Consider the following 24,661-nt stretch of genomic DNA (forward strand, 5'->3'; position numbering starts at 1 on the left):
CGCGCATGGTTTCCCCAAGCTGGCGATTCGATATGCTAGGCGTGAAGTATCATTATGTTGAGTTCGCGTGGTATCGAATCGCCCGACGGCGACCTGGATCTTTGATTGCTGCACCTGGATGATCAAGTCACGACAGAAACTTGGAAAATATCAGATTGAGAAGAAGCTCGGTGAAGGGGGCTTCGCAGGTGTTTACCGTGCGCTAGACACGATCGAGGGGGTCCGCGTTGCGCTGAAGATCCCTTATTCGCAGACGCTCAGTTCCGATGTGCTGGAAGAATGTCTGAAAGAAGTGCGGATGATGGCGTCGTTGGATCATCCTAACATTCTCACGCTCAAGAACGCGGAGTTTATCGAAGGGCATTTTGTGCTCGCGTTTCCGCTGGCCGAACAGACTTTGGGGGACCGCATCACCAAACGGATGTCGATTGCCCAAGGGATCAGCTATACCGAACAGATGCTCGAAGCGGTTTCGTATGCCCACGAGCGGCGGATCATTCATTGCGATCTGAAGCCCGAGAACATGGTCTTGTTTCCCGAGGGGGACCTGCGGCTTACCGATTTCGGGATCGCGAAGATTGCCATGCGGACGCTCCGTGCGTCTGGTTCAGGAACCGTTGGCTACATCGCTCCCGAACAAGCGATGGGGCGTCCTTCGTTCCGCAGCGACGTCTTTTCGCTGGGGTTGGTGCTGTATCGCGTCTTCAGCGGCAAGCTGCCCGAATGGCCTTTCACCTGGCCGCCCCCGAATTATCGGGCGCTTTGCGAACGGGTGAGTCCTGAGTTTGTGGAGATGTTGCGGCGTTCATTGCAGATGGAACCACAGCGACGCTACCGCAACGCGACGCAGATGTTGTCTGCCTTTCGGCGTTTGAAACCGCGTGCGATCCTGAACAACGAAGCGACGGCAAACGCTGGAAAAAAGAAGAAGACAGGACGCGATTGGCGGACGCTGCGGTACCAGCAGTTCCTGCGCAGCTACGGCAAGGCAGTCGATGTCAACGGATTCTGCAAGAAGTGCAACGGGCCGGTCGCCGAGTCGATGATCGCGTGTCCGTGGTGCAGTTCGGATCGCGACCAACAGGTGCGAGAGACCCGTTTCCCGCAGGTTTGTCCACGCTGCGACGGCGGCATGAAGCTGGATTGGTCCTTCTGTCCGTGGTGCGATGGCGCTGAATTCGAATTGGGTTCGACCCGTTCGTTTACCGACAAACGCTACACGACGACCTGCGAAAACGAAGCCTGTGGCGGCAGTCTGATGCCATTCATGCGATATTGTCCCTGGTGCCAGAGTGCGGTGCAGCGATCGTGGAAATTGCCTCGATCGAAGGACAAATGTCAATCGTGTGATTGGGGCGTGACGCGTGAATTCTGGAGCTGTTGCCCTTGGTGTGCCACGGACATCTAAAGAAACTAAATTGGATAAGGAAGTTCAGTTGGTGCTCAATCCCTGCGGCCCAGGCCCTTCGATAATCTACCGTGATCGGCGGATGAACCGCGCCGCTGTTCATCTAGCGGCCGGTGGGGAAGCGGCCGTTTTCACGTCGCGAAGCCCCAACAAGGAAACGCCCAACGAAGATGTCGCGGCGATTGTTCCTTGTGACGGCGACACCTGCGTGCTGATTGTTGCCGATGGGATGGGCGGGCATTCGGCGGGGGAGGTCGCATCGTTGATGGCGGTTCGCGAAATGGTGCTTGCGATCAACGAGGCGCTGCGTCAACAGTTCATGCTTCGGATTGGAATCATCAACGGTTTCGAACGCGCTAACGAAGCGGTCCAGGCAATGGGCATTGGATCGGGAACGACGCTGGCCGTGGTCGAAATCACCAAAGACGAAGTCCGCCCGTATCATGCGGGGGATTCGGTGGTCTTGGTTGTCGGTTCGCGAGGCAAGATCAAACTGGAAACGACTTCGCATTCGCCGGTTGGATTTGGACTGGCCGCCGGTTTTTTGAATTCCAAAGAAGCGATGGAGCATGCCGAACGGCACGTGATCCTGAATGCTGTGGGTTCGGCTTCGATGCGTATTGAAATTGGATCGGCGATCCGGTTGGCGGCGCGCGACACGGTGCTGTTGGCCAGCGATGGCTTAACCGATAACGTCACGATCCAGGAAGCGATCGATCGAATTCGCAGCGGGAAGATCGAAGAGAGTGTTAACGAATTGACAAGTCTTGCCGTCCAACGGATGGGCAGCCCTGGGGAAGGTCGGCCCAGCAAACCGGACGATCTGACCGTTTTGCTATTCCGCCGGCAATCCGGTTAGACTGTAGACTGTGTGTTTCGCTCACGATGCGTCGAAAGATGGTTTTAATCTATGCCAACGCCAATCATTCCCGCTGCGGCTTCGGCCCCGAAGCCCTCGATTTTCCGTGCGGCGATGTTGCTTCTGGTGCTGACCGCGATACCATTGCAGGCGGCCGACGATCCGGTCCAACCGGTCGGTGATCTTCAGCTGCGAGAACAAGTCGATCGTCTGATCACGCAGTTGGGCGATCCCAGTTACGCCAAACGGATCCGCGCTCGGGGCGAATTACAACGCATGGGACTGTTGGCGTTCGACGCGCTGCACGCAGCTCAATTGAACGACGACAGTGAGATCGCGATGGCAGCGCGGTACCTGGTCGAGAGTTTGCAGGTCAGTTGGTCGACCGAAGACGATTCGACCGACGTGCGGCAGATCCTGTCGGAGTATGGATCGCAATCGGAAGTCGAACGCAAGAGTCGAATGGATCGTTTGGCGGCGCTGCCGCAACGCGAAGGGCTGGCGGCGCTCTGTCGGTTGGTTCGGTTTGAAACCAAGCTGCGGCTGAGTCGATCGGCGGCACTCTTGATCATGCAGCAACCGACGGCCGATTCGATCGAAGTTCGCCGTCGCAATAGTGCCGTGATCGCTGAGGCGTTGGGAGCAAACGCTCGAGAAGCGGCCAAGTGGTTGACGTTGTATGCCGACGATTTGGCGCACGACGAATACGACGTCGCCGGATGGCGCGCGTTCATTGCTGCCGAACGGCAACGCGTCGCCGGACACACGACGCGATCAAGCGATGACCTTGCCGTTTTGGAACTGTACCGGATCAGTGCTGTCCGCGCCCTCGAACACGGGCTGAAATCGGAATCCTTGGATCTGGCGGTCGAGAGTCTTGAACTTGTCGAATCCCGCAAGCAGCCGCTACGCAATGCGGTGGAATGGGCGTTGGATCACCAGATGTGGACGATCGTCTTAAAGCTGCTGCATCGCGATCCAAGCGACTTTAAAAACGATGCGTGGTTGTCGTACGCGGTTGCCGAAGCGCTGACCGAAACGGGGGAGCCGAAGCAGGGCGAACAATGGGTCGCCCAAGCACTGGAGCTTGCGCCGTTGGCACCGTTGAACGAAGATGGCAGCAGCCCCATGACCGCCGATGCGCGGCAGCAAGCGACCCAACGCCATATGCTGGTGGCGATGGAGTTGGTCGGTCGCGGACGATTCGCATGGGCCCAACGCGAATACCGTTATGTGATCGACCGCAGTCCGATCGATACGTCCAGCGCGGCCGATGCGCGATGGAAGTTGGCGATGATTCTGAGCGAGTTTGAGGAGCATCGCGAAGCGGCGGAGATGCTGAAACCGACGGTCGATCGAATGAAGATCGATCGTGATTTCCGCCGCATCGTCGAACGCGAATTGATCTATGCGTTCGACGACTTTGAAGCTCGGATGCATTACAACGCGGCACTTGGACACCTGCAAGCAGAACAACCCGACGAAGCGGCTGCCGCGTTGAAGTCGGCCATCGCCGCCGATCCGCTGGACGGCGACATCTTGATCGCCATGTACCGCTTCGATGGCGATGAACAATGGAAACGAGACACCCAGCGGGCAATGCGGACGGCGTTGACCGAATTCGAACGGATGATTCGCGATGAAGAACGCCAGGCCTTGGGCGTCAATCAAATGCAACGTAACCGGATCATCTCCCATTACTGCAATCAGTATGCGTGGCTGGCGGCAAACACAAACGGCGACCTCAAGCGGGCGCTGGCCTACAGTCGCCGTTCGCTGGAGTTGACGCCTAAGTTGGCTTCGCTGACCGATACGCTGTCGCATTGTTATTACGCCTTGGGCGATTACGATGCGGCTGTCCGCACGCAGCGTGAAGCGGTTGCACTGGAACCGCATTCGCCTCCGATTCGTCGCCAGTTGGAATTCTTCATCAAGAAGCAACAAGAATTCCACGCCAAGCAAGCGGCTGACGCGGACAAAAAGTCTTCCTCTTGAAAATCGGCCTCGCGTCCCTCGCGAGGCGGTTCGCCTTTCCTCCCACCCTGTCGATCACCATGCCTAACCCCTCCGTTTTGAAACTCCGTTTCCTATTTGTTGCGGCGTTTGCGTTCACCACGCTGCTGCATGCCGCGGCGCAAGATGCCGCCCCCGCAGCGACGACCTACAAGACCGATGAGGATGTTGCTTATCGCAGTGGCGACGATTTGACCGACGCGATGCGCGAACGGTGCAAGTTGGACATTTATTACCCCGACAACAAAACGGATTTCGCAACCGTCGTCTGGTTCCACGGCGGTGGGCTGACGGCCGGGAACAAATCGATTCCCAAGGGCTTGAAGAATCAAGGGATCGCCGTGGTAGCGGTGAATTATCGCTTGGGGCCTGCGGTGAAGTCGCCCGCCTATATCGAAGACGCCGCCGCAGCGGTTGCCTGGACTTTCCAAAACATTGCCGACTACGGCGGATCGCCGGAGAAAATCTATGTGAGCGGGCATTCGGCCGGCGGCTATCTGGCAAGCATGGTCGGACTCGACCGCCGCTGGTTGGCCGCACACAAAATCGAAGCCGACGATATCGCGGGTTTGATCCCGTTCAGCGGTCACACGATCACACACTTCACGATCCGCGCCGAACGTGGGATCGGTGGGAAGCAGCCGGTCGTTGATGACATGGCGCCGCTGTACCACGTGCGTAGTGATGCGCCCCCTTTACTGCTGATCACCGGGGATCGCGAGTTGGAAATACTGGGCCGCTATGAAGAGAACGCTTACCTATGGCGGATGATGAAAGTCGCGGGGCATGCGCGGACGGAACTGTTCGAACTCGATGGCTACAATCACGGTGGCATGGCCGAACCGGCGCACCCTTTGATGCTGAAGTTCATCCGCAACGATCTGGCTTCGAAGCAGTAATCCGTGCCTCACCGCCAGCGGTCCATGGCGTGAGCCCCGGTCCGCGACACCTCCAACGTTGGTAGGAGGGGGAAATTTCTTTGTAAGGATCGCCGCCGTGCTGCGTCAATTGGGTGCAAACCCTAGCGGCGCGCTCGGTCGCGTCGGATCGAACAACCCCAACCAAGGAATCCCCCATGCCACGCCTTCAAACCATCACTCCCGACCAAGCTGAAGGACCATTGAAGGGAATTTACGACGACCTGACCGCCAAAATGGGAAAGGTCGTCAACATTTTTCAAGGGATGGGCAACAGCCCAGCGGCGTTAAACGCCTATCTTTCGATGTCCGACGCGTTGGCCCAAGGGGAGCTAGCGCCTGCGGAGCGTGAGATCATCTACCTGGCGGTCAGCGAACAAAACGGTTGCCAATATTGCGTCTCCGCGCATTCGATGTTGGCAAAAAAGGTTGGTGTCGCGAACGACGAGATCCTTGCCGCGCGGCAGTTCCAATCGGGCGACAAGAAGCACGAAGCGCTGCTAACTTTCATCCGCCGCGTGATCGCCAGTCGAGGTTTGGTAAGCGACGCAGAACTGCAAGCGGTTCAGTCGGCAGGGTACACCGACGGGCAGATTGCCGAGGCGGTCGGTTATATCGGATTGGCGACCTTCTCCAACCTGTTTAACCACGTCAACGATACGACGCTCGATTTTCCCGCGGCGGAAAAACTGTAGGCCGCGGAACGGGGGATGCTTCACCACGGACGCCGCCCAACGCTGCTGCGCGGCACGGGAAAGCTGCGTTCATCGAAAATCGGGATTGGCCCGTTGGTGCGTTTCCCAAGCTCGAGAACGGACGAATTTGGTCTCGGGCGGTTGCCAATGGTCCGACGGCCCGCTTAAAAAATGAGCTTTGAATCGTTGCCCTCCTTCAAAGCTCATTTGCCGCTCGCACAGGATCCCACCGCATGGCCGCCGCAACCACCTACAGTCAACTCGGAGGCGCCGACGGGGTGCGGCGATTGGTCGATCGGTTCTACGACTTGATGACCGAATTGCCCGCCGCCGAAACGATTCGCAAGATGCATGCCGAGGATATGAGCGAATCGCGGGACAAGTTGTTCAAGTTCCTGTCGGGCTTCTTTGGCGGGCCTTCGCTGTACATCGAAGAATACGGCCACCCGATGCTTCGCGCCCGGCACATGCCCTTTTCGATCGGTCAGGCGGAACGGGATCAGTGGATGTTGTGCATGAACCAAGCAATCGACGAATTGGTCGAAGACATCCATCTGGCCGCGCAATTAAGACATTCCTTCTATCGAACCGCCGACCACATGCGGAATCGCCAGGAGTAGGCGTGCAGTGACTACAATGGCGGGCAAACAATCCCCCACCTTTCCTTCGATGCATTAAAATTCAGGCGGCGTTATGACACGATGGCTTTCGTTTTGTGTGGTTTTGGCTCTCTCAGGACTCTCTTTCGTTCAAGCGTCCGCTGCGGAAACGCCCGTTAGAATTCCACTTTGGGTCGACGGGGCACCGGGTTCGGTTCATCGGATGAACGAACCGGAGACGGTGGAAGGGACCAACGTCAGCAATGTCCATCATCCGTCGATCACACCGTACCTACCTACGCCAGAGACGGCCACCGGAACCGCGATCTTGATCGCGCCGGGGGGCGGCCACACGAAGCTCTGCCTGGGGCACGAAGGGGACGCGTTAGCGAAATGGTTTGCCGAGCATGGCATCGCGGCGTTTGTGATGCGTTATCGGCTGTGCCGCGAGCCCGAGTCCGATTACACCTTGGAAGGGCACGCGATGGATGACACCCGCCGCGCGATCCGCATGGTACGAGCCAATGCAACGCAGTGGCAGATTGATCCCAACCGCATCGGCATCGTTGGCTTCTCCGCTGGCGGCGAATTGGCGGCCTACGCCGCGATGCATCCGGAGATGGGAGATCCGAAAAGTGACGATCCGATCGAACGCCAGAGCAGCCGGCCCGATTTCCAAGGCCTCATCTACCCCGGCAAATCGGCAACGTTTACCGTCGAACCGGGCATGCCCCCCGCCTTCATCGCGTTTGGATATCACGACCGCGAAGACATCGCCATCGGAATGGTCGGCGTCTACCTGCAATACAAGGCAGCGGGCGTCCCTTGCGAAATGCATGTTTACAGCAACGCCGGCCACGGATTTGGCTTTCGCCCCGGCACCACCACGGCCGCCGGCGATTGGCCCGAACGACTGTGCGATTGGTTAGTTGACACCAAACTGTTGAAAAGAAACACCATGGAACCGACGCAGCCGTAGGTTCGGTCCCCGCATTGCGTCGCAAAGCAGTCCGTCTTGCTGAACGCGATCTATTGCGATGGAGGCGTGGTGGGCAAGCCGAAGTGTTGGGCAAGAAACTCAAGCGTTTTGTTGTTCGACCAAGCGTGACCGCCGTCGAAGAAGTCTGCCTGGATGTTGTCCGGTTTGCCCAAGAGCTTGTAAACCTGTTGCAAGGTTTCCAGCCCCTCACGCGCACCGGCAATCGGGAAGATGGGATCTTCGACGCCATTGATCAATAGAACGGGGCGCGGCGCGTAGAGTGCGACGACGTCATCCATCTCCGCATACTGCATGATCCGTGGCAGGCAATTGCAGATGCAGTGGCGGATCGGAAAAATCGACGATCGATACGTCGAGAATGCTCCCGCGATCATCGCCAACTTGACGCGGTCGTCCAAAACGGGCAGATACATCGAAAGCGTCCCTCCGCCCGAAAGACCGGCGACTCCGATCTTGTCCGGGTCGACTTCTTCCTGGCGGCTCTGAAGGAAATCGATCACTCGCATCGCGTCCCAGCATCGCAAGCCTTGCGGGGTCATTCCTAACAAAAAGGAATCCATCGTGACTTGCGTGCAACTGCGACGGAGGTTCTTGACTCCCGAGTCCTGATTGCCGGCGGTTTCGTTCCAGCCGCGGACATTGATCGCGGCGGTCACATATCCGTGCTTCGCCAGGTAGACGGCATAGTCCAGTTGACTGTCGCGAATCTTTGCTTCTTCATGAGCGTTTTTCGCTTCGCCAATATAGGGAACGATTCCACTGTGCCCGTGCAAACAGACGATCGCAGGCAATGGTGCGGCGCGGTGATGAGGAACAAAGTAGTATACCGGCGCCCAATAGGCCGCTTCGGTTCGAACATAGATCTTGTGCCGTGTGTAGGTGTCGAACGACTTCTCCTCGCTCCACTTCACTTCCAAAGGAACACGGTCGGGCATCTTCCCCAAGAGATCGACAACTACCGGATGCAAGTTCTGCTGCCATTGTTGGTGTTGCGCTGGCGTTTCAGCTTTCCATCGCATCGAGGGTTTGGAGCGGTCTGCCAGATGCGCGAAACTGGCGTCGATTTGAGCGGGGACCGCCGCCACTTCCGGTTCCTTGGCATTCAATTCCCCCAAGGTTGCCAGCAATAGATTGCCGACCCAGAGCGCCGTTCCGATGAATCGATAAGTGGCATTCCATGCATTCAGGTAGGGCTTCCGTTTCATCGATGCTTCCATCGGTGGCGAGGTGGGGGCAGGCGGGAGTTCGGGTTCGAACCATTGAGGATCGATAGTCTGACACCGACAAGCATGACGTTCAAGCGTTTTACCAACCGACCCAAATTGCACGGATGCCATGGGACGCCCCGGAAGTTCGATGTTCCGCCGCACGGTTGATCCAAACAGAGACGGGACCGGTTGGATTTGAGTGAAGTGGATGGTGAACAAGCGTTCTAACTTGGTGCATGCGCTGTGTGGTTTGCGTTGGGGACGCGATCGAGTTGTCGTGAGCGATACGGAGCGCGCGGTAAGCGAGCCAACACGCCCGGTCCGACAAGAAGCTGCCACGATTTTGGCTCCTGTGAATCCCCAGACGACACGTGGGAAAGATTTCGTGTATCCTGCGGATATGAAACTGCATTGCTTGGGAACCGCTGGATATCACCCCAGCGAAACGCGTCAGACGTCTTGTTATCTCTTGCCTGAATCGGGAATCGTTCTCGATGCGGGATCGGGGATGTTCCGGTTGCCACCGCGGATCGAAACGGATCATTTAGACATCCTGCTGACGCATTCTCATCTGGATCATATCTGTGGTCTGACGTTTCTACTGAGTGTGTTGTACCAACGGCCGGTTGCCACGGTGCGGGTCTGGGGCGATCCGGAGAAGCTGTCGGCGATTCAAACGCACCTGTTTAGCGAGTCGATCTTTCCTGTCGGATTGGAAGTGGAGTGGATGCCGGTGCTACCGGGGCAATCGTTTTCATTGAAGGGCGATGCAACGGTGACTCCGTTCTCTCTGGAACACCCCGGCGGATCGATCGGTTATCGAATCGATTGGAACGATCACAGCATGGCGTACGTGACCGATACGACTGCGGATCCCACAGCCGACTACGTTCGGATTGTACGGGGTGTCGATTTGTTATTGCACGAATGCAATTTCCGCACATCCCAAGATGAATGGGCGATCAAGACCGGGCACAGTTCAACCACACGCGTTGGCAAAACGGCCGCCGCCATCGGGGCAGCGCAAAACTGGCTCGTGCATCTGAATCCGCTGGAAACCGACGACGATCCCGTGGGAATCGCCGATGCCAAAGCATGGGTGGATACCATCGATACCGCGCAAGATTTGCAAGTCATCGATTTTTGACGTGTCTGCGTTGGGGCGACGTCTGGAATAAACGGCGCGATCGCCCCAATCCCGATATTTGCGCTCGATCGTTGCGGCTCGGGAGTCCGCTTTCCCCGCGCATGGTGATCGACTGACGTAGGGTTTCTATGGTCGGTCGATACTCGTTGGGTTTCGGCCGTCCGCCACGGTGGACACTACGAACTGGCGACGGGACACGAGACCCAGCATGAAATTTGGATTCGGTACGCTATTGGATCGGGCTTGGCTACTCCTGGATGAAGGGGCGACGCGGGTGGGCGGCGCGCTGACGCATCCGGTGCGCATCGACCATCAAGCACCTTCGTTGGATGCGTTGGAGGACCGATTGCTGTTCAGCGCCACACCGTTGGCTGCGGTTGCCGAACTTGTCGATGGTGACGACGGGGGACTGCAAACGTCCCAGGTCGCGCAGGTCTTGGACTCCGATCCTGGAATCGATTCGACCGACGGAACCAACGAAGCCGGAGCGGCCGCTTCGCAAACGATTGTTTTCATCGATTCGTCGGTGACCGATCTCGATGCGCTACTATCCGATTTGGGCGACGAGAACGCTCGGTTCTCCGTCTTTGTCTTGGACGCCGAACGCGATGGTGTCGACCAGATTAGCGAAGTCTTGAAGACGCAAACGGAAGTCGCAGGAATCCACATCGTCTCGCACGGTGAAGAGGGGCAAATCAAGCTGGGGAGCACTTGGCTTGGAATCGATTCGATGGATGGCTATGCCGGGCAGATCGCCAACTGGGGCGGCAGCTTGGCTGAAGGCGCGGACCTCTTGATTTACGGTTGCGATTTAGCGGCAACCGACGACGGCCGCGCGATGATCGACGCCTTGGCAGCGTTGTGTGGTTGCGATGTCGCCGCCAGCGATGATGCTACCGGAAACGCAGCGTATGGCGGCGACTGGGACTTGGAATACGCGACGGGGAAGATCGAGACGGAGGTCGCTTTCAGTGAAGCGTTGCAAGACGAATGGCTAGGGAAATTGGCCGTGATCACGGTCGATACCACCGCCGACGTCATCGATGCCGGCGATGGCTTGACGTCGCTGCGGGAAGCGATCATTGCCACGAACGCTGGCAGCGGTGGCGACACGATTCAATTGGCCTCGGGGAAGTATACGCTAACGATTACCGGTAACGATGACAAATCCGAGGAGGGAGACCTGGACATCAAGCAATCGGTCACGATCCTTGGCGCGGGGGCGGGGACGACCGTGATCGATGGTGGAGGCATCGATCGCGTGCTCCATATCGACGGGAATTCTACGGTTGCAACAATCTCCGGCGTGACGATCGAAGGTGGTGTCCAAGACAGCAACGGCGGTGGCATTTTTGTCGACGGGAAGAGCACGCTCCATCTGATCGATTCGGTGGTGCAGGGAAACGACGGTGGAGTTGATCGTGGGGGTGGTGCCCACGTGCACGGAACCTTGAATGCGACCGGTACCTTGTTTACGAACAACACGGCGGAGGATGGAGGTGCGATCTACTTCCACGGAGCCGAAGGGGGCACGCTGACGAACGTGACCATCAGCGGGAACGTTGCCGTCGAAGAAGGGGGCGGAATCTGGACCGATACGGATATCACGATCATCAATTCGACCATCACCCTAAACGACGCCGAAGACGGCGGCGGGGTCTATTCCGACGGGGATGAGGTCACGATCTACAATACTATCATCGCCGGAAACACTTCGTTTACGGGACTCAAAGACGTTGCCGGCGACTTCAATAGCGATGGTTCCAACCTGATTCAGGTGGTTGGTTCGGCGTCGGGGTTGGGGGGCGATTTGACGGGCGTCGATCCGCGTCTGGCAGGCCTTGCCGACAATGGCGGGGCGACCCTTTCCCACATGCCGGTTGCCGGCAGCGCGGCAATCAACGCCGGTCAGCCTCATGGTACGACAACGGTCGATCAACGCGGTGTGGCACGGGACGGTTCCCCGGATATTGGAGCGGTCGAACGCGTAGCCCCCACGATTTCGGAGGTGGGAGAGACGCGTGTCAACACAACCGTCAGCAGCACACAGGAGACTTCCGGCTTAGATCGCGGCAATGTGAACTCCATCGCGATGGCCGACAACGGAAACTATGTGGTCGTCTGGTCCAGTGACAACCAAGACGGTTCGGGATGGGGCGTGTACGGCGCGATCTACGCAGCCGATGGAACGCTGTTGAAAAACGAGTTCCGTCTGAACACCCACACCTCCAACGACCAATTTGCGGTTTCGGTTGCCTCCGATTCGGCTGGTAACTTTGTCGCGACCTGGATCAGCACCGGCCAGGATGGCAGCAGCAATGGGATCTTTGCCCAACGATTCGACGCGGCGGGAACAAAGCTTGGCAGCGAGATCCAAGTCAACACCGCCAGTTCGGGAGCTCAACAGGGGCCGAACGTCGCGGTCGACCGCGCCACAGGAGACTTTGTAATCGCCTGGGAAGATGTAGGCGTATTGTCTAAAGACGTTGTCGCGCAAAAGTTTGATGCGACGGGGACGCCAGTAGGCAACCCTCAAATCGTTGTTGCCAGGATTTTGCTACTCAATCAAACGAATCCGCATGTCACGATGCTCAGCGGTGGTGGTTTCATCGTCGGTTGGGAAGAATTCGGAAATATTCGCGTACAAAAATTCGATGCCTCGGGTAATACGCAAGGCTCGATGCTAAGACCCGAAGACAACGCATTCGTCACAGCAGGAACGTCGGATCTCGCAGTCCACCACGACGGGAGCTTCGTTGTCGTTTGGACTGAATCAGACACCACGATCAAGATGTTGCGTTACAACAGTAGTGGCGATCCCATAGGGACGGCCACGACGGTCAATACGTCCACGTCGGGAACCCAAAAGGATCCCGTGGTGGACCTGGCCGATGACGGCAGTTTCATCGTGGCATGGGAAGGGAATGGAACCGTTGCGGGACAGTCGGATTCGAGCGGTGTCTTTGCGCAAAAATACAATGCCGACGGAACCGTCAACGGCGGTGAGTTTCGGATCAACACGTCGACCCCTGACACCCAAAATCGAGTCTCTTTGGCGGTCGTTGATCTGGATCACTACGTCGCCGTCTGGAGCGGTTCGGGAACCGGAGACAGCACGGGAGTCTTCGTTCGACAGTTCAACGACCAGCTGAATAGCATCCCCGTAGCGAACCCCGGCGGGGCGTACACCATCGATGAAGGGGACTCGTTGACGCTCGACGGATCCGGTTCATCCGACACCGATGGCGATCTACTGGTTTACGAATGGGACCTCAACAACGACGGTGTGTTTGGTGAAACCGCGGTGCTGCAGACCTCAACGCCCACCCTTTCGTGGACGGTGTTGCAGGGGTTGGGGATTGCTAACGATGGAGTCTATACCATCGGTCTGAGGGTGTCCGATGGCAACGGCGGTGTTGCCACAACGACCACCACGTTAACGGTCGCCAATGTGGCTCCGACGTTCACTTCAAGTGTTTTCGCAACGATCGACGAAAACGTTTCCACCGTGCAAACCGTGACCGCTGCCGATCCCGTCGACGCGATCAGCTTCAGTCTTTCCGGTGGCGCCGACCAAAGTCGGTTTTCAGTGAATGCGACGACGGGGGTCTTAACCTTCGTTGCGGCTCCTGATTTTGAGAATCCCAGCGACAGCGATGGCAACAATGTCTATCTCGTCCAGGTGACTGCCACCGACACCAATGGGGCTTCGCAATCGCAAACCATCACCGTCACGGTAAACGACGCGAACGATAACGTACCGGTAATTGGCACCGTTCCAGAAGTCAGTCTTTCGGAATCGAGTGGCAACGGGACGGTTGTCACCCATTTGTCCGCCACCGATGGCGATGCTGGCACGACCTTGAGCCAATGGACAATCGTCGCTGGCAATAGCGACGGTGTTTTTGCGATCGATGCCAACAGCGGTCAAATCACGGTTGCGAACAATACCAATCTCGACTTTGAAACCACCACGTCGTACGCGCTGCAGGTAACGGTCAGCGACGGTGTCCACGTTGCCACGCCACGGATCGTAAACATCGCGATTGCCGACGCAAATGACACCGCGCCGGTGATCACAGACGCACCGTTGATCCACCTCTCCGAAAGCAGCAGCAATGGCGCATTGGTGGCTCAACTATCGGCGACCGATCTCGATGCCGGAGCGGTACTAGGGCAATGGACGATCGTTGACGGAAATGCCGAGGGGATCTTCGCCATCGACGCCACCAATGGTCGGATCACCGTCGCAGACAACACCAACCTCGATTTCGAAACGACCACCGGGTATGCGTTGAGCGTGACGGTCAGCGATGGTGTGAACACATCGCTTGTCCAAAATGTCAGCATCGCGATCGTCGACGAAAACGATAGCCTACCGGTCATCGCTGGCGGGCTGACATTTTCCGTGACCGAAGCGCTTCCCAATGGCACGCTGGTAGGAACGTTGACGGCGACCGATTCCGATGCGTCGCCAACGACCTTGCAAAACTGGACGATCGTCGATGGCAACACCAACAACGTATTCCAATTGGATGCAAACACGGGCGAATTGACGCTCGTGAACCCATCCGGGCTCGATGGGAACACGGTCCCTTCGTACGCGTTGCAGGTGACCGTTTCGGATGGCGTGAATATCTCGGCGATCGAGACGGTAACCGTCAATGTCACCCCGACGCTGGCTCCCGTCGCTGGGAATGACAACTATACCGTCGTTGAAGGAGGAACGCTGACGGAAAACATCCGCGCCGATTGGCACGACGCCAACTGGCATCATCGGCAGGAATTGACCTTCGACAATTCTGCCAGCAGTAGCGACCTGACCGACACCACCGTCTTGGTTAAACTGCACACGTCCGCTTCCGATGCGATTTCCATCGACTACGCGCGGACACAAGATCAAGGCCAAGACCTGCGGTTCTTCGATAGCGACGGCACCTTATTGTCGCACGAAGTTCAGTCCTGGGATGAATCGGGATACTCGTACGTCTGGGTTCGCGTTCCGACGATCGACGCAGGAAGTGTGAGCGATTCGATCTGGATGTATTACGACAATCCCAGCGCCACCGCGATGGGGACCCCTGGCGATGCATGGGCCTCCGAACACGTAGCCGTGTTGCATCTGGATGATGATTTCCAGGATTCCACCACGCTACAAAACAACGGAACGGGAACCGCCCTTTCATCGCCTGCCGGTCAGGTGGGCGGTGCGGCTTCGTACAACGGGAACAACAGCACCGTCTCCCTTGGCAAGGATCCTTCGTTGAACAACCTATTCGATGGAGGTGGTTCGATCAGTGTTTGGATCAACGCCGAAGATTGGGGCGGCAACAACTTTGGCCGAATCGTCGATAAGGCGTCAAGCGTTTTTGGCGGTGGATCGTCCAGCGGACGTGGTTGGGCTTTGGAGGTGGGGAATCTTGGCACGACGGACGGATTCTTGCTGTTCAATCAGGGCTTCACCGGGGGAGAAGCGGAGTGGCGAACCGAGGTTGGGTCGATCCAGCTGGATACATGGCATCATGTTGCCTTGGTCTTCGACTCCAGTTCAACTTCGAATGATCCACAGATCTATATCGATGGTGTCCTGCAAACGCTCACCGAAGTGCGATCCCCCTCGGGCAACGCGCGATCCGATGCGTCCAACGACATGACGATCGGCAACTACTCGCAGAACACGTCGCGAGCCTTCGATGGATTGATCGACGAATTGCGGATTTCCGATTCAGCACGCACCGCCGACGAACTCAACGCCGAACGGTTGCAAGGCCTAGGAAGCTTTGTAACCGCAGGTCCTGTGGAAACCGGCCCGGGAGGCGTACTGCAGAACGACCACGACCCGGAAGGGCAAACGCTTCAGGTGAGCTTGCATGGTGGCCCAACGCATGCGGCATCCTTTAGTTTAGCCGCCGATGGCTCCTTCACTTATGTCCACAATGGAAACGAAGCGACAAGCGATACGTTTACTTATACCGTAACGGATCTCAGCGGCGTCTCTTCGGTCGCAACGGTGACGATTGCCATCACACCCGTCAACGACGCGCCAACGGCAAACGCTGGCGGCCCGTACACGATGGTGGAAACAGGCAGTTTGGCGTTGGACGGTTCGCTTTCGTCGGACGTCGACAACGCGATCGTTTCCTACGAATGGGATCTCAATGGCGACGGCATTTACGGCGATGTGACGGGCGAACAACAGACGCTCGACTGGCCCGCGCTGCAAGCCCATGGAATCGCCAACAATGGGGTCTATACCCTGGGGCTTCGTGTGACCGATGCCGAGGGGCTGTCCAGCACCTCACAAACGACACTGATCGTCACCAACGCCGACCCGACGGCCGGAAATGACACGGGGGTTGCATTCACCACCAACGAAGACACTGCGTTGATCACCGGGAATGTGTTAGCCAACGACAGCGACTCCAATGTATTGGACGCCATCGCTGTCGCATCGTTCGATACCGCCGGGCTTCGCGGAAGCTTGATCCACCGTGGCGACGGGACGTTTGCCTACGATCCGAATGGTCAATTTGAATCGCTTGCTCTGGGTGAGCAGGCGGTGGAGACATTTACGTACACGATCAGCGACGGAGATGGCGGTTTCTCGACGGCGACCGTCACGATCACCGTGCACGGCCGAAACGATGCGCCCACGGTGCAAATCAATCCAACCCCACTGGGCTATACCGAAAATCAAGGTCCCACCACCCTGCTCGATGGGATCACCTTAAGCGATGTCGACGGCACCCTGCTGCAATCGGCTCGGATCTGGTTCGACAGTGGCTATGCGGCCAATCAAGACCAGTTGGATTTCTCAAACACCCCATCGATCCAAGGCCACTGGAACGAAGCCACATCGACATTGACGTTGACAGGATCCGATACCCGTGCGAACTACCAAGCCGCGATCCAATCGATACGCTATCGCAATCTCAGCGAAGCTCCCTCGGTCACACCACGCGTATTGGCTGTAGAAATTGACGATGGTCAGTCCAAAAGTCAGATCGTGTCGCGCAACATCCTCGTGACACCGGTGAACGACAAACCGGTCGCAAATAGCGATATGTTTGAAGGAGTCGGTGGCGAAACCTTGACGGGGAGCGGATTGTTGCAGAACGACATCGATGTCGACGGCGATTCCCTGACGGCAAATCTGGTAACCGGGCCTAGCAACGGGACGTTGACCCTGTTGCCCGACGGATCGTTTATCTACCAACCCGATTTGGAATTCGCCGGGACCGACCGCTTCACCTACATTGCTTTTGATGGCGTCGAGGCCTCCGAACCTCGTGAAGTCGTGATCAACATCGCGGCAGTGAACTTGGCCAGTGGAACCGGATCGATCACCGACAATGGATCGTCGTCCAGCGACAATTCCAACTCAAACAACACCGACGCCAACACACTGACCGATACGAAGATCAGCATCGTGGAATCGGCGATTGCGGCGGGTAGTTCCGCCGCGAATTCGCCCGCCGACGTCGCGCCACGTCGCGTCGAAGTGGCAGCGATCGAAATCTTGGAAGACCTGACCGAGATCGACGAAGACGACACGGCGATGTTGGGGGTCGTGTTGGGAGACGATGATCAGTTCACCTGGACACCTCAAGCGCAACGCCAAGCGATCACGCTGCAGCGCGACGTCGAAAAATCCGTTGCCAGCGACCCGCAAGCGGTCCGAAATGACGATTCTCATTTCCATTCGCAATACGAATTCATTGCCCATCCGGGTACGGCATGGCAAGAGATGGACGCGTTTCGCAGCCAAATTGATGGTCAATTGTTCGGCAATGCCATCACCGTCACCACCGTGGGTATCACAAGCTCCAGCTTCGCTTTGGGCTACATCACTTGGGTGATGCGCAGCGGATTTATCCTTACCGGACTGTTAGCTAACATGCCCGTCTGGCGATCTTTTGACCCGTTGGTCGTGATCTCAGGAATGAGCCACGAGGGCAACGCGGAGACGATTCAACAGATCATCAGCCGCGAGAAACAAAACCTCGACGAATCGGCCCTGGGCTAACGGCAAAGCGGCGGAAGAGTCGTGTTTTCCACCGAGCGAACTGCCGGCACGCTTGCGCGTCGGCCGTTCAGAAAACGCGGGATTCCGATCGCCCTCTCAGCGGGCGAAACGTGAAAACTCCGCAGCCCGGCAACTCCGCCGACCTTCTTTGATGCCGGCAATCGGTTATATTTCTATTGGGGCGATTCGATGTTCGCCGAAATTTGCACCGCGGGGCCGCTTGGAAACAGATTGGATAGCACTTTGGAGACAAAACCAAATCAAGATTTAGATGCGTTGCTTCGCACATGGCCGTTCGACTCGCAAAATCTAAGCGTACGGATGGTCAAAGGGGACGACGGCCGCGATGTGATTCAGATGCGTGTCGACATGGGAATCCTGCAGCTGGAGACGACCGGCCGTCCCGATGGCGAACACCCCGAAGGTTGCAGCACGATTCTCGAAGCGATTCGAAAGCTCGAACTCGACGACGTCAACTTCCTGCTCACCGACGATCAATGCAACCAGGTCGACCGCGAATTCATGCAGTTCTACCACCGTCGGATCTGTTGGCTGCGTCTGCAACACTATCGCCGCGCTGTCTTGGATGCCGATCACACGCTGCAATTGATGGATGCGGCCCGCTTGCACTCCCCCGATGAAGATTGGTCGACAACCCACGAACAGTACCGTCCGTTTGTCTGGTTCCACCGAACCCAAGCCCATGCGCTATCGGAACTTGAGGATGAAGGTGCCGAACAAGCGGTATCGGCGATCAACGCGGGACTCGAATCGATCGAACAAATCTTTGTCGAACACGATGCCATCGAACATTTTGAGACCGATGAATTGGTGGTTCGATTGCGGGAGCTTCGTGAGTCGTTGCGACGCGAGTATTCCGTCGGCCGGACGCTGCAGGAACGCTTGCAAGAAGCTGTCGAAAGCGAGCAATACGAATTGGCCGCTCGATTGCGGGATGAATTGGCCAAACGATCGATGAATTAGTACCGAGGTTTCGATGCCATTCGCCTCGCTGACGCGTCTGTTCCATCCCAGCGTGATGCTACGCGCACCGCTGGGAACATCCACCTGGTTGCTGCAGTTGCGTTGGTTCGCCGTGGTCGGCCAATTGGTCACGATTACGGCGGTCGCTCGGTTCTTTCCGATCGAACTTCCGCTGGAACCGTTGTTTACCTTGATTGGTTTCACCGCGGCCACCAACTTTGCCTACACGATCTGGTTGGGGATGCATGAATCGGCCGAACCGGCGGTGTCCGACGATGCGCTTTATCGGACAGAAGTCGCATCGTTGTTGATGACGCTGGATCTGCTGACGTTGGCGGCGATGCTGTATTATTCGGGCGGAGTCGACAATCCGTTTGTTTTCTTTTTCTTCGTCAACCTCGCCGTCGCGGGGGTCGTGTTGCGTCCGGTTTGGGCCTGGGTCCTGACCAGCATGTCAATCGCCAGCTTCGCCTTCTTAACTTACTTCCGCACGCCAATCGAACTGCTTTCAATCGATTCGCACGCCGCCGGATATCTGATCCGCGAGCACGGGATGTTGATTGCGTTCTCCACGTGCGCGGCGGTCGTGACGTATTTTGTCTCACGGATTGCGGAAGAACTAACGGTCCGTCAAACCCAGTTGCGGACTGCGCTGCAACAGCAAGCGCGCAGCCAACGGCTGGAAGCTTTGACGACGCTCGCTGCCGGAGCCGCGCACGAACTTGCATCGCCGTTATCGACGATTGCGATCGTCGTCCGCGAAATGGCCCATCATGCAGTGGAGCTGGATGTTCCCGAAGCGGTCCGGCAAGATCTGAAATTAATCGATTCGGAAGTCAACCATTGCAAAGCGATTCTGTCGCGGATGCGAAACGCCGCGGGGGATCAAGCGGCCGAACATTGGGACAGGATCACGCTTGTCGATTTGGTCGATACGATCGTCGAAGGGATACGCGATCCCCATCGCGTGGAGATCTCCGACGATGTCGATCGGTTCGACGATTACACGTTGTGGATCCCGATGGAAGCGGTTGCCCAAGCGATCCGTAATTTGATCGGCAATGCGCTCGACGCCAGCCCGCCGGATGCGTCGGTCTTGGTGGAAGTCAGCACCGAGGAAGAGCATTTCACGTTGGAGGTGATCGATTCGGGGGAAGGCATGCCCGAAGAGGTGGCTCAACGCGCTGTCGAACCGTTCTTCACGACCAAGCAACCGGGCAGCGGAATGGGGTTGGGGCTGTTTCTGACGCGGAACGTGATCACGCGTTTGGGTGGCACCTTGGAATTCGACACCCAGATCGGACGCGGAACGCGCGTGATCGTACGGTTGCCGCGGCGGCAACAACTGAGCGTTGAAAACCGCGGCGACGACGCATCGCAAATAACGCTCAATGGTTTAGAATAGACGTTCATCCGGCGAACTCCATTCGATTCGCACCCTTTCGAGAAGGAAAACTGTAGCGTCATGACCGAGCCAAAGAGTTCCGCCAGTATCGATTCCAGCGTTGAAACGGTGGCGTGTGGGCTTGATGCGGAAGCCTTAGGAGCGTCCAGCATTATCGTTGTCGACGACACGTTTGTGTTGCGTGACCGATTGAGTTTGGCGTTCCAACAACGTGGCTTTCGCGTGGAACAGGCGGGGGATTATGACGAAGCGATCGCGAGGTTCAGTTCGCGACCGACCGATCTTGCCGTGATCGATTTGCGGATGCCTGGACGCAGCGGTTTGGACCTTCTGATCTCGATCAAACGGATCCATCCGGAAACCAAGGTCGTGATCTTGTCTGGCTTTGGCAGCATTGCCACCGCGATCGACGCAGTTCGCATGGGCGCGACCAACTTCCTCTCCAAGCCAGCCGATGTCGATGACATTTTGAACGCTTTTGTGCGAGGCGATCAGCCCCAATCGCACGCATCCGATGGCTCGGAATTTCCGGTACCTTCGCTCGCACGTGCTGAATGGGAACACATCCATCGCGTCCTCTCGGACTGCAGCGGCAACATTTCCGAAGCCGCGCGGCGATTGGGGATCCACCGTCGATCGTTGCAACGCAAGTTGCGGAAGCGGGCTCCCGATGATCCCGGCAGCGAATAGCGGTTGCGGTGTTTTCCGCGGTTAGGTCCCCTCAGCCGCTGAGGCAGCCGGATGGATGCCCCAGCGATGAGAGAATTCCCTGCGGAAGCTACAGCTTCTTCGCTTCGGCCTCTTGAGCGTGCCGGGCGAGCGTTTCTTGGAAGCGTTTCTTACCCTTCTCAACGACCGAACGAATCTGTCGCGTGCTCTCTTCGCTCTCCTTACGCAGTTCGGTGATCATCGTCAGCGATTCGATCTGGAAATCGCTGATCGCATCGACAAGTTTCTGAACCGATTCCGGGTCGACGGTCGAACCGTAACCGGCCTTGAGCGCGGCGCGTTCGAGTTCGCGTCCCAGATCGGCAACGTCCTCGAGTCCTTTGTTGACACCTTCCTTCATCGCTTCGGTCGCCTGGGTCACTTCGTGTAAGCCCTGCTGCGACGTGTAAACCGTTCCCAGGATGGTGAATACATGTTCGTTGGTCGTGAAGAAGGTCACCGATCGACGGAACACGCGATCCTTCACATCATGGGTCTGCTTCAATTTGGTGATCAAGGTCTCGCCGACGTCGTAACCGATCGACAAATTTTCGGAGATGTCCTTCAGCAGCTGGAACGTCCGATCCTCTTCTTCGAATTTCTGCCGGGCTTCGTCGCGAACCAATTCAAGCCGCGAACGCGACCCTTCGTCTTCCCCTTGGAATTCATCGATCGCGGTTTGTGCTTTGGCCAATGCCTCTTGAGCGGCCGCCAACGTGGGACCGTGTTTGTCTAGCAGTTCGCTTGCCAACACTTCGGCTTCCTTGAGCGCAAAGCGAAAATCGATGTAGCCATCCATGATCGCTTCTTCACGGCTCAATTGATCCTTCGTATCGGTCGCCACATCGCGATAGACGTCGATGATCTGATCGAATCGGTCCGATGGCGTTCCGCGACGGATCTTCATCCACCAATTTTGCCACTTCTCGGTGAACCCGATCCGGCCATCGTCCAATTGTGCGATCAGCATCTTGCTGTCCTCGCGTACCGAATCGAACATCTGAGTGATTTCCAGATAGCGGTTACCAACTTGGATGTTCTCAACGTTCTCGCGAACCAATTGGTTGAACGTGCTCATGTGCTGAATGACTTCGGCAATCGCCAACACCCGGGCTTCGTCGACGTGTTTGACGCTTTCGAGCAGATGCAGCATTTCTTGCGGCGTATCTTCGCGTTTGGACAAACCAAATTTGTCGAGCACGTTCAACGCCCGGTCCAGATATTTGTGCATCGATCCACTGGTCGCCGTCGATGCGGTTGTGGACTGTTCCGCACCCGCTGGTGCTTGAGCCTGGGCTTGTTGGCTTGCTTCGCTCATATCCGCTTTCTCAAAAAAGGAGTCTCAGGAAAGAATTGAAAAGTTGATTAGAGACGCGCCGTATCGCAACGACACATCCCTTCCAAAGCGTAACACTTTCGACCGCCGAAACAAAGCGTTGGCCGAAGGAAGTTCCACCGCCCATGCGATTGCGTAGGCTACGCGGGGCCTTCCATTCCGCATCGGCAAAACGGTGCCATGATTGAATCGCACGCAACCGCACACCGCACGTTTCCGCAATGATCGAAACTGCGCCGCGAATGGTAGTGTCCCTGCGACGTTCCGCGGCAACCAAGTTGATCGCCCATCGGCATACGGCACCACCGTGAACCTAGAAATTGCCGCGTGTCAGTTTGGGCGTGCTGGGCTCGATCAGTTCGACGCGTTGCTCCATCGGTCCGTTGGATAAGATCAAACCATCGTCTCCCATCATGAGATCGAACGCGAGGGCGACCTGTTCGTCGGTCAATAGACCTTGCGAGGCGTACATGCGCACTTCGGCCAACGCTTCCAATGGATTCTCCGGCGGGCTCATGATCAACGAACCAACGCGTGCTTTGACCATTTCAGGAGTCAGTGATGGCATCGGTTTCAGACGCAGATCATCCATTCCCCCTTTAAACGCCCCCACCAAATCTTCGCGGACCATTTCGACCGGATCCAGCTTTCGGCTCTCCATCGCTTGGTAAACCGATTTGTTGTTGATCTTCTTCGAAGCGCGTCCGATCGGTCGCCCCGTCGACACCAGGACCCATCGAACACTCGATTCGTTGTAGACCCAGCCGTTGACTTCGTTTTTGGTCACCGAAACATCGATTTGCATAAAGGCGTCCAAGCCGGCCTGCTTTGCCTTTTCCAGCAATTCCTTCGGCCGATTGACACCCAAATAGACAAGCCCCGGTCGGACGCGCGGCGGGCCGTCACTGAAGCCAAGCCCACCCGCGATTCCGCCCCCAGCAGCCGCCGGGTTTCCAGCCATCAGCCCCTCCGAGCCGTCGGCCGACATGTTCTCCATCGCTTCGCTGGCGCCTGCAGCCTCGAGCATCTCCCCCGCCATCTCGCCGGGCGCTGCTTCGTGGCCCCGTCCGGTCGTTTTTGCCGGCTCCGGCTCGACGGCGGAGACGTTTGCGAAGACCGTGCCAAAATCGCCATTGGAGAAGTTCTCCGCGAATAGATCCAACGCGATTTCGCCGACCAATCCAACATGCTGTTCGATTTCGCCGGATGGATCGCCAGATACCGCAGCCGGCATCCCCATCCCCATGCCATCACCGCTTCCCATCGCCTGGAGGTCGGGACCTTCCGCTCCTGGACCGCCGCCGGTGTTCCGCTTGCGCGGTTCCTCTTTGGGTTCCTTCATGTCGCTACGCACCGGGTGCATGTTGCCGGAGTGTTTGACCGCGGCGTTGTTAATTCCAACCCCGACACGAAGTCCCCACGTGGGACGTTTGGTGGCGTTGGACCAGCCGACCATTTCGTACGATCGAGACGATGCCGCCAGTTCGGGCTCGGCGACCAAGTGCGCTAGTAATAGGTCGAATGCACGCTGCTCCATCCCCGCAGCAAAAGCGAGCTTCGACTGCGCTAGATAATCGCTGGGCAATGGTTCCGGTTCGGGCTCGGGTTCCGCAGCGGCTTGGGAGCTATCGGGGCCCAGCAATTCCCCTTCCATTCCGATCCGCGGCCCCCTGGGATTCGCGGCGCTCTCTTCCATCATTTCAGGACTCATGGCTTCCATCCCGGCAGCCAAGGGATCGGGCGCCATCGCCGGATCCGACATGTTGGCGGCCATTTCCATCGCCATGTCCGGATTCTCGCCCGTCATCACTTCGGGTGATTCCATCGCCATGGCTGCCATTTCCGATTCGGCGGTCATCTCATTGGTCGGCTCCGAAGGCGTCTCTGTAGGGGACATCTCCATCGCGGGCTCCGCCGCGGGATCTTCGATTGCGTCGGGGGCCGTCTCAGACGCCATATCGGGAGCCATGGCGACTTCCGAATTGATCGGTGCGCTGGCCGTTGGACTCGGTTCGGAACTGCCACAGCCGAACATGGAAGCACAGGATGAAAGACAGAGAATCCAGAAGCCTGCGGAATGCAAACGCATCGTGTTTTCCTGAAAAGTTTGGACGTTGTGCGAGAATTTCGCCGCGATCGGTCGCTGGCAACCAGTATGTCGATTTGAACTCCAAAAGTCGAGCAAATCCGCAGATTCATTGCCGGAACACTGCGAAATGCTTGCATCTCAGTCGACTAGGCAATTTGGATCCCTTGGCTCTGCCCGCAACGGTGTCCGGCAGTCGAACATGGCGCCAGCAAAAAACAGGAACAACGTCGGGAACTAAATGCGGCCTCCCGACCTCTAAGCGTCGGC

15 protein-coding genes are annotated in these 24,661 nt (G+C 57.4%); 12 read left to right on the forward strand and 3 right to left on the reverse strand.

The genetic code is table 11. From position 1 onward, the window contains the following. The first annotated feature begins 118 nt into the window (after positions 1–118). From Poly24_RS13730 to Poly24_RS13760, 7 genes are all read left to right on the forward strand, one after another. The gene (locus Poly24_RS13730; RefSeq protein ID WP_145102889.1) at positions 119–1,408 is read left to right on the forward strand and encodes a serine/threonine protein kinase; all 1,290 of its coding nucleotides are present in this window, start codon (positions 119–121) and stop codon (positions 1,406–1,408) included. 10 nt (positions 1,409–1,418) lie between these two features. Beyond that, positions 1,419–2,267 carry a PP2C family protein-serine/threonine phosphatase gene (locus Poly24_RS13735; protein ID WP_145096140.1) on the forward strand — a complete coding sequence of 283 codons (849 nt, stop codon included), beginning with the start codon at positions 1,419–1,421 and terminating at the stop codon, positions 2,265–2,267. A 51-nt stretch (positions 2,268–2,318) separates the two neighbouring features. After that, positions 2,319–4,262 carry a hypothetical protein gene (locus Poly24_RS13740; protein WP_145096143.1) on the forward strand — a complete coding sequence of 648 codons (1,944 nt, stop codon included), beginning with the start codon at positions 2,319–2,321 and terminating at the stop codon, positions 4,260–4,262. Between the two features lie 59 nt (positions 4,263–4,321). Next, positions 4,322–5,179, forward strand: a complete 858-nt coding sequence (locus tag Poly24_RS13745) for an alpha/beta hydrolase (protein ID WP_145096146.1) — start codon at positions 4,322–4,324, stop codon at positions 5,177–5,179. A gap of 176 nt (positions 5,180–5,355) precedes the next feature. After that, the gene (locus tag Poly24_RS13750; RefSeq protein ID WP_145096149.1) at positions 5,356–5,892 is read left to right on the forward strand and encodes a carboxymuconolactone decarboxylase family protein; all 537 of its coding nucleotides are present in this window, start codon (positions 5,356–5,358) and stop codon (positions 5,890–5,892) included. Between the two features lie 233 nt (positions 5,893–6,125). Further along, entirely contained in the window at positions 6,126–6,512 is a 387-nt protein-coding gene (locus tag Poly24_RS13755) for a group II truncated hemoglobin (protein ID WP_145096152.1), read from the forward strand. A gap of 202 nt (positions 6,513–6,714) precedes the next feature. Further along, positions 6,715–7,470, forward strand: a complete 756-nt coding sequence (locus Poly24_RS13760; protein ID WP_231753130.1) for an alpha/beta hydrolase — start codon at positions 6,715–6,717, stop codon at positions 7,468–7,470. A gap of 50 nt (positions 7,471–7,520) precedes the next feature. On the opposite strand, the gene Poly24_RS13765 is transcribed toward Poly24_RS13760, so the two are convergent. Continuing rightward, entirely contained in the window at positions 7,521–8,696 is a 1,176-nt protein-coding gene (locus Poly24_RS13765; RefSeq protein WP_145096158.1) for an alpha/beta hydrolase family protein, read from the reverse strand. A gap of 388 nt (positions 8,697–9,084) precedes the next feature. Between Poly24_RS13765 and Poly24_RS13770 the strand changes: the two genes are divergently transcribed. The 5 genes from Poly24_RS13770 to Poly24_RS13790 all read left to right on the forward strand — a co-directional run bounded on the left by Poly24_RS13770 (position 9,085) and on the right by Poly24_RS13790 (position 20,951). Continuing rightward, entirely contained in the window at positions 9,085–9,846 is a 762-nt protein-coding gene (locus Poly24_RS13770) for an MBL fold metallo-hydrolase (protein ID WP_197451895.1), read from the forward strand. Positions 9,847–10,054: 208 nt separating this feature from the next. Beyond that, complete coding sequence (locus Poly24_RS13775) at positions 10,055–17,872, forward strand: DUF2341 domain-containing protein (RefSeq protein WP_145096164.1); 7,818 nt, start codon at positions 10,055–10,057, stop codon at positions 17,870–17,872. 243 nt (positions 17,873–18,115) lie between these two features. Next, entirely contained in the window at positions 18,116–18,856 is a 741-nt protein-coding gene (locus tag Poly24_RS13780) for a UvrB/UvrC motif-containing protein (RefSeq protein WP_231753131.1), read from the forward strand. Between the two features lie 13 nt (positions 18,857–18,869). After that, complete coding sequence (locus tag Poly24_RS13785; protein WP_145096170.1) at positions 18,870–20,261, forward strand: sensor histidine kinase; 1,392 nt, start codon at positions 18,870–18,872, stop codon at positions 20,259–20,261. A gap of 60 nt (positions 20,262–20,321) precedes the next feature. Then, a complete protein-coding gene (locus Poly24_RS13790) occupies positions 20,322–20,951 on the forward strand; it encodes a response regulator transcription factor (RefSeq protein ID WP_145096173.1) in 630 nt (209 codons plus the stop codon). A gap of 88 nt (positions 20,952–21,039) precedes the next feature. Here the strand turns inward: Poly24_RS13790 and Poly24_RS13795 are convergent, their stop codons facing one another. Further along, a complete protein-coding gene (locus tag Poly24_RS13795) occupies positions 21,040–22,287 on the reverse strand; it encodes a cell surface protein (protein WP_145096176.1) in 1,248 nt (415 codons plus the stop codon). Positions 22,288–22,618: 331 nt separating this feature from the next. Then, positions 22,619–24,394, reverse strand: a complete 1,776-nt coding sequence (locus tag Poly24_RS13800) for a hypothetical protein (protein ID WP_145096179.1) — start codon at positions 24,392–24,394, stop codon at positions 22,619–22,621. Positions 24,395–24,661: the final 267 nt, after the last annotated feature.

It is taken from the genome of Rosistilla carotiformis, assembly GCF_007753095.1.
Lineage (GTDB): Bacteria > Planctomycetota > Planctomycetia > Pirellulales > Pirellulaceae > Rosistilla > Rosistilla carotiformis.

Coding starts and splice junctions, on each gene's coding strand:
- Poly24_RS13745 (WP_145096146.1), top strand. CDS start 4,322: ATGCCTAACCCCTCCGTTTTGAAACTCCGTTTCCTATTTGTTGCGGCG.
- Poly24_RS13730 (WP_145102889.1), top strand. CDS start 119: ATGATCAAGTCACGACAGAAACTTGGAAAATATCAGATTGAGAAGAAG.
- Poly24_RS13750 (WP_145096149.1), top strand. CDS start 5,356: ATGCCACGCCTTCAAACCATCACTCCCGACCAAGCTGAAGGACCATTG.
- Poly24_RS13775 (WP_145096164.1), top strand. CDS start 10,055: ATGAAATTTGGATTCGGTACGCTATTGGATCGGGCTTGGCTACTCCTG.
- Poly24_RS13760 (WP_231753130.1), top strand. CDS start 6,715: ATGAACGAACCGGAGACGGTGGAAGGGACCAACGTCAGCAATGTCCAT.
- Poly24_RS13755 (WP_145096152.1), top strand. CDS start 6,126: ATGGCCGCCGCAACCACCTACAGTCAACTCGGAGGCGCCGACGGGGTG.
- Poly24_RS13785 (WP_145096170.1), top strand. CDS start 18,870: ATGCCATTCGCCTCGCTGACGCGTCTGTTCCATCCCAGCGTGATGCTA.
- Poly24_RS13765 (WP_145096158.1), bottom strand. CDS start 8,696: ATGAAACGGAAGCCCTACCTGAATGCATGGAATGCCACTTATCGATTC.
- Poly24_RS13795 (WP_145096176.1), bottom strand. CDS start 22,287: ATGAGCGAAGCAAGCCAACAAGCCCAGGCTCAAGCACCAGCGGGTGCG.
- Poly24_RS13800 (WP_145096179.1), bottom strand. CDS start 24,394: ATGCGTTTGCATTCCGCAGGCTTCTGGATTCTCTGTCTTTCATCCTGT.
- Poly24_RS13790 (WP_145096173.1), top strand. CDS start 20,322: ATGACCGAGCCAAAGAGTTCCGCCAGTATCGATTCCAGCGTTGAAACG.
- Poly24_RS13740 (WP_145096143.1), top strand. CDS start 2,319: ATGCCAACGCCAATCATTCCCGCTGCGGCTTCGGCCCCGAAGCCCTCG.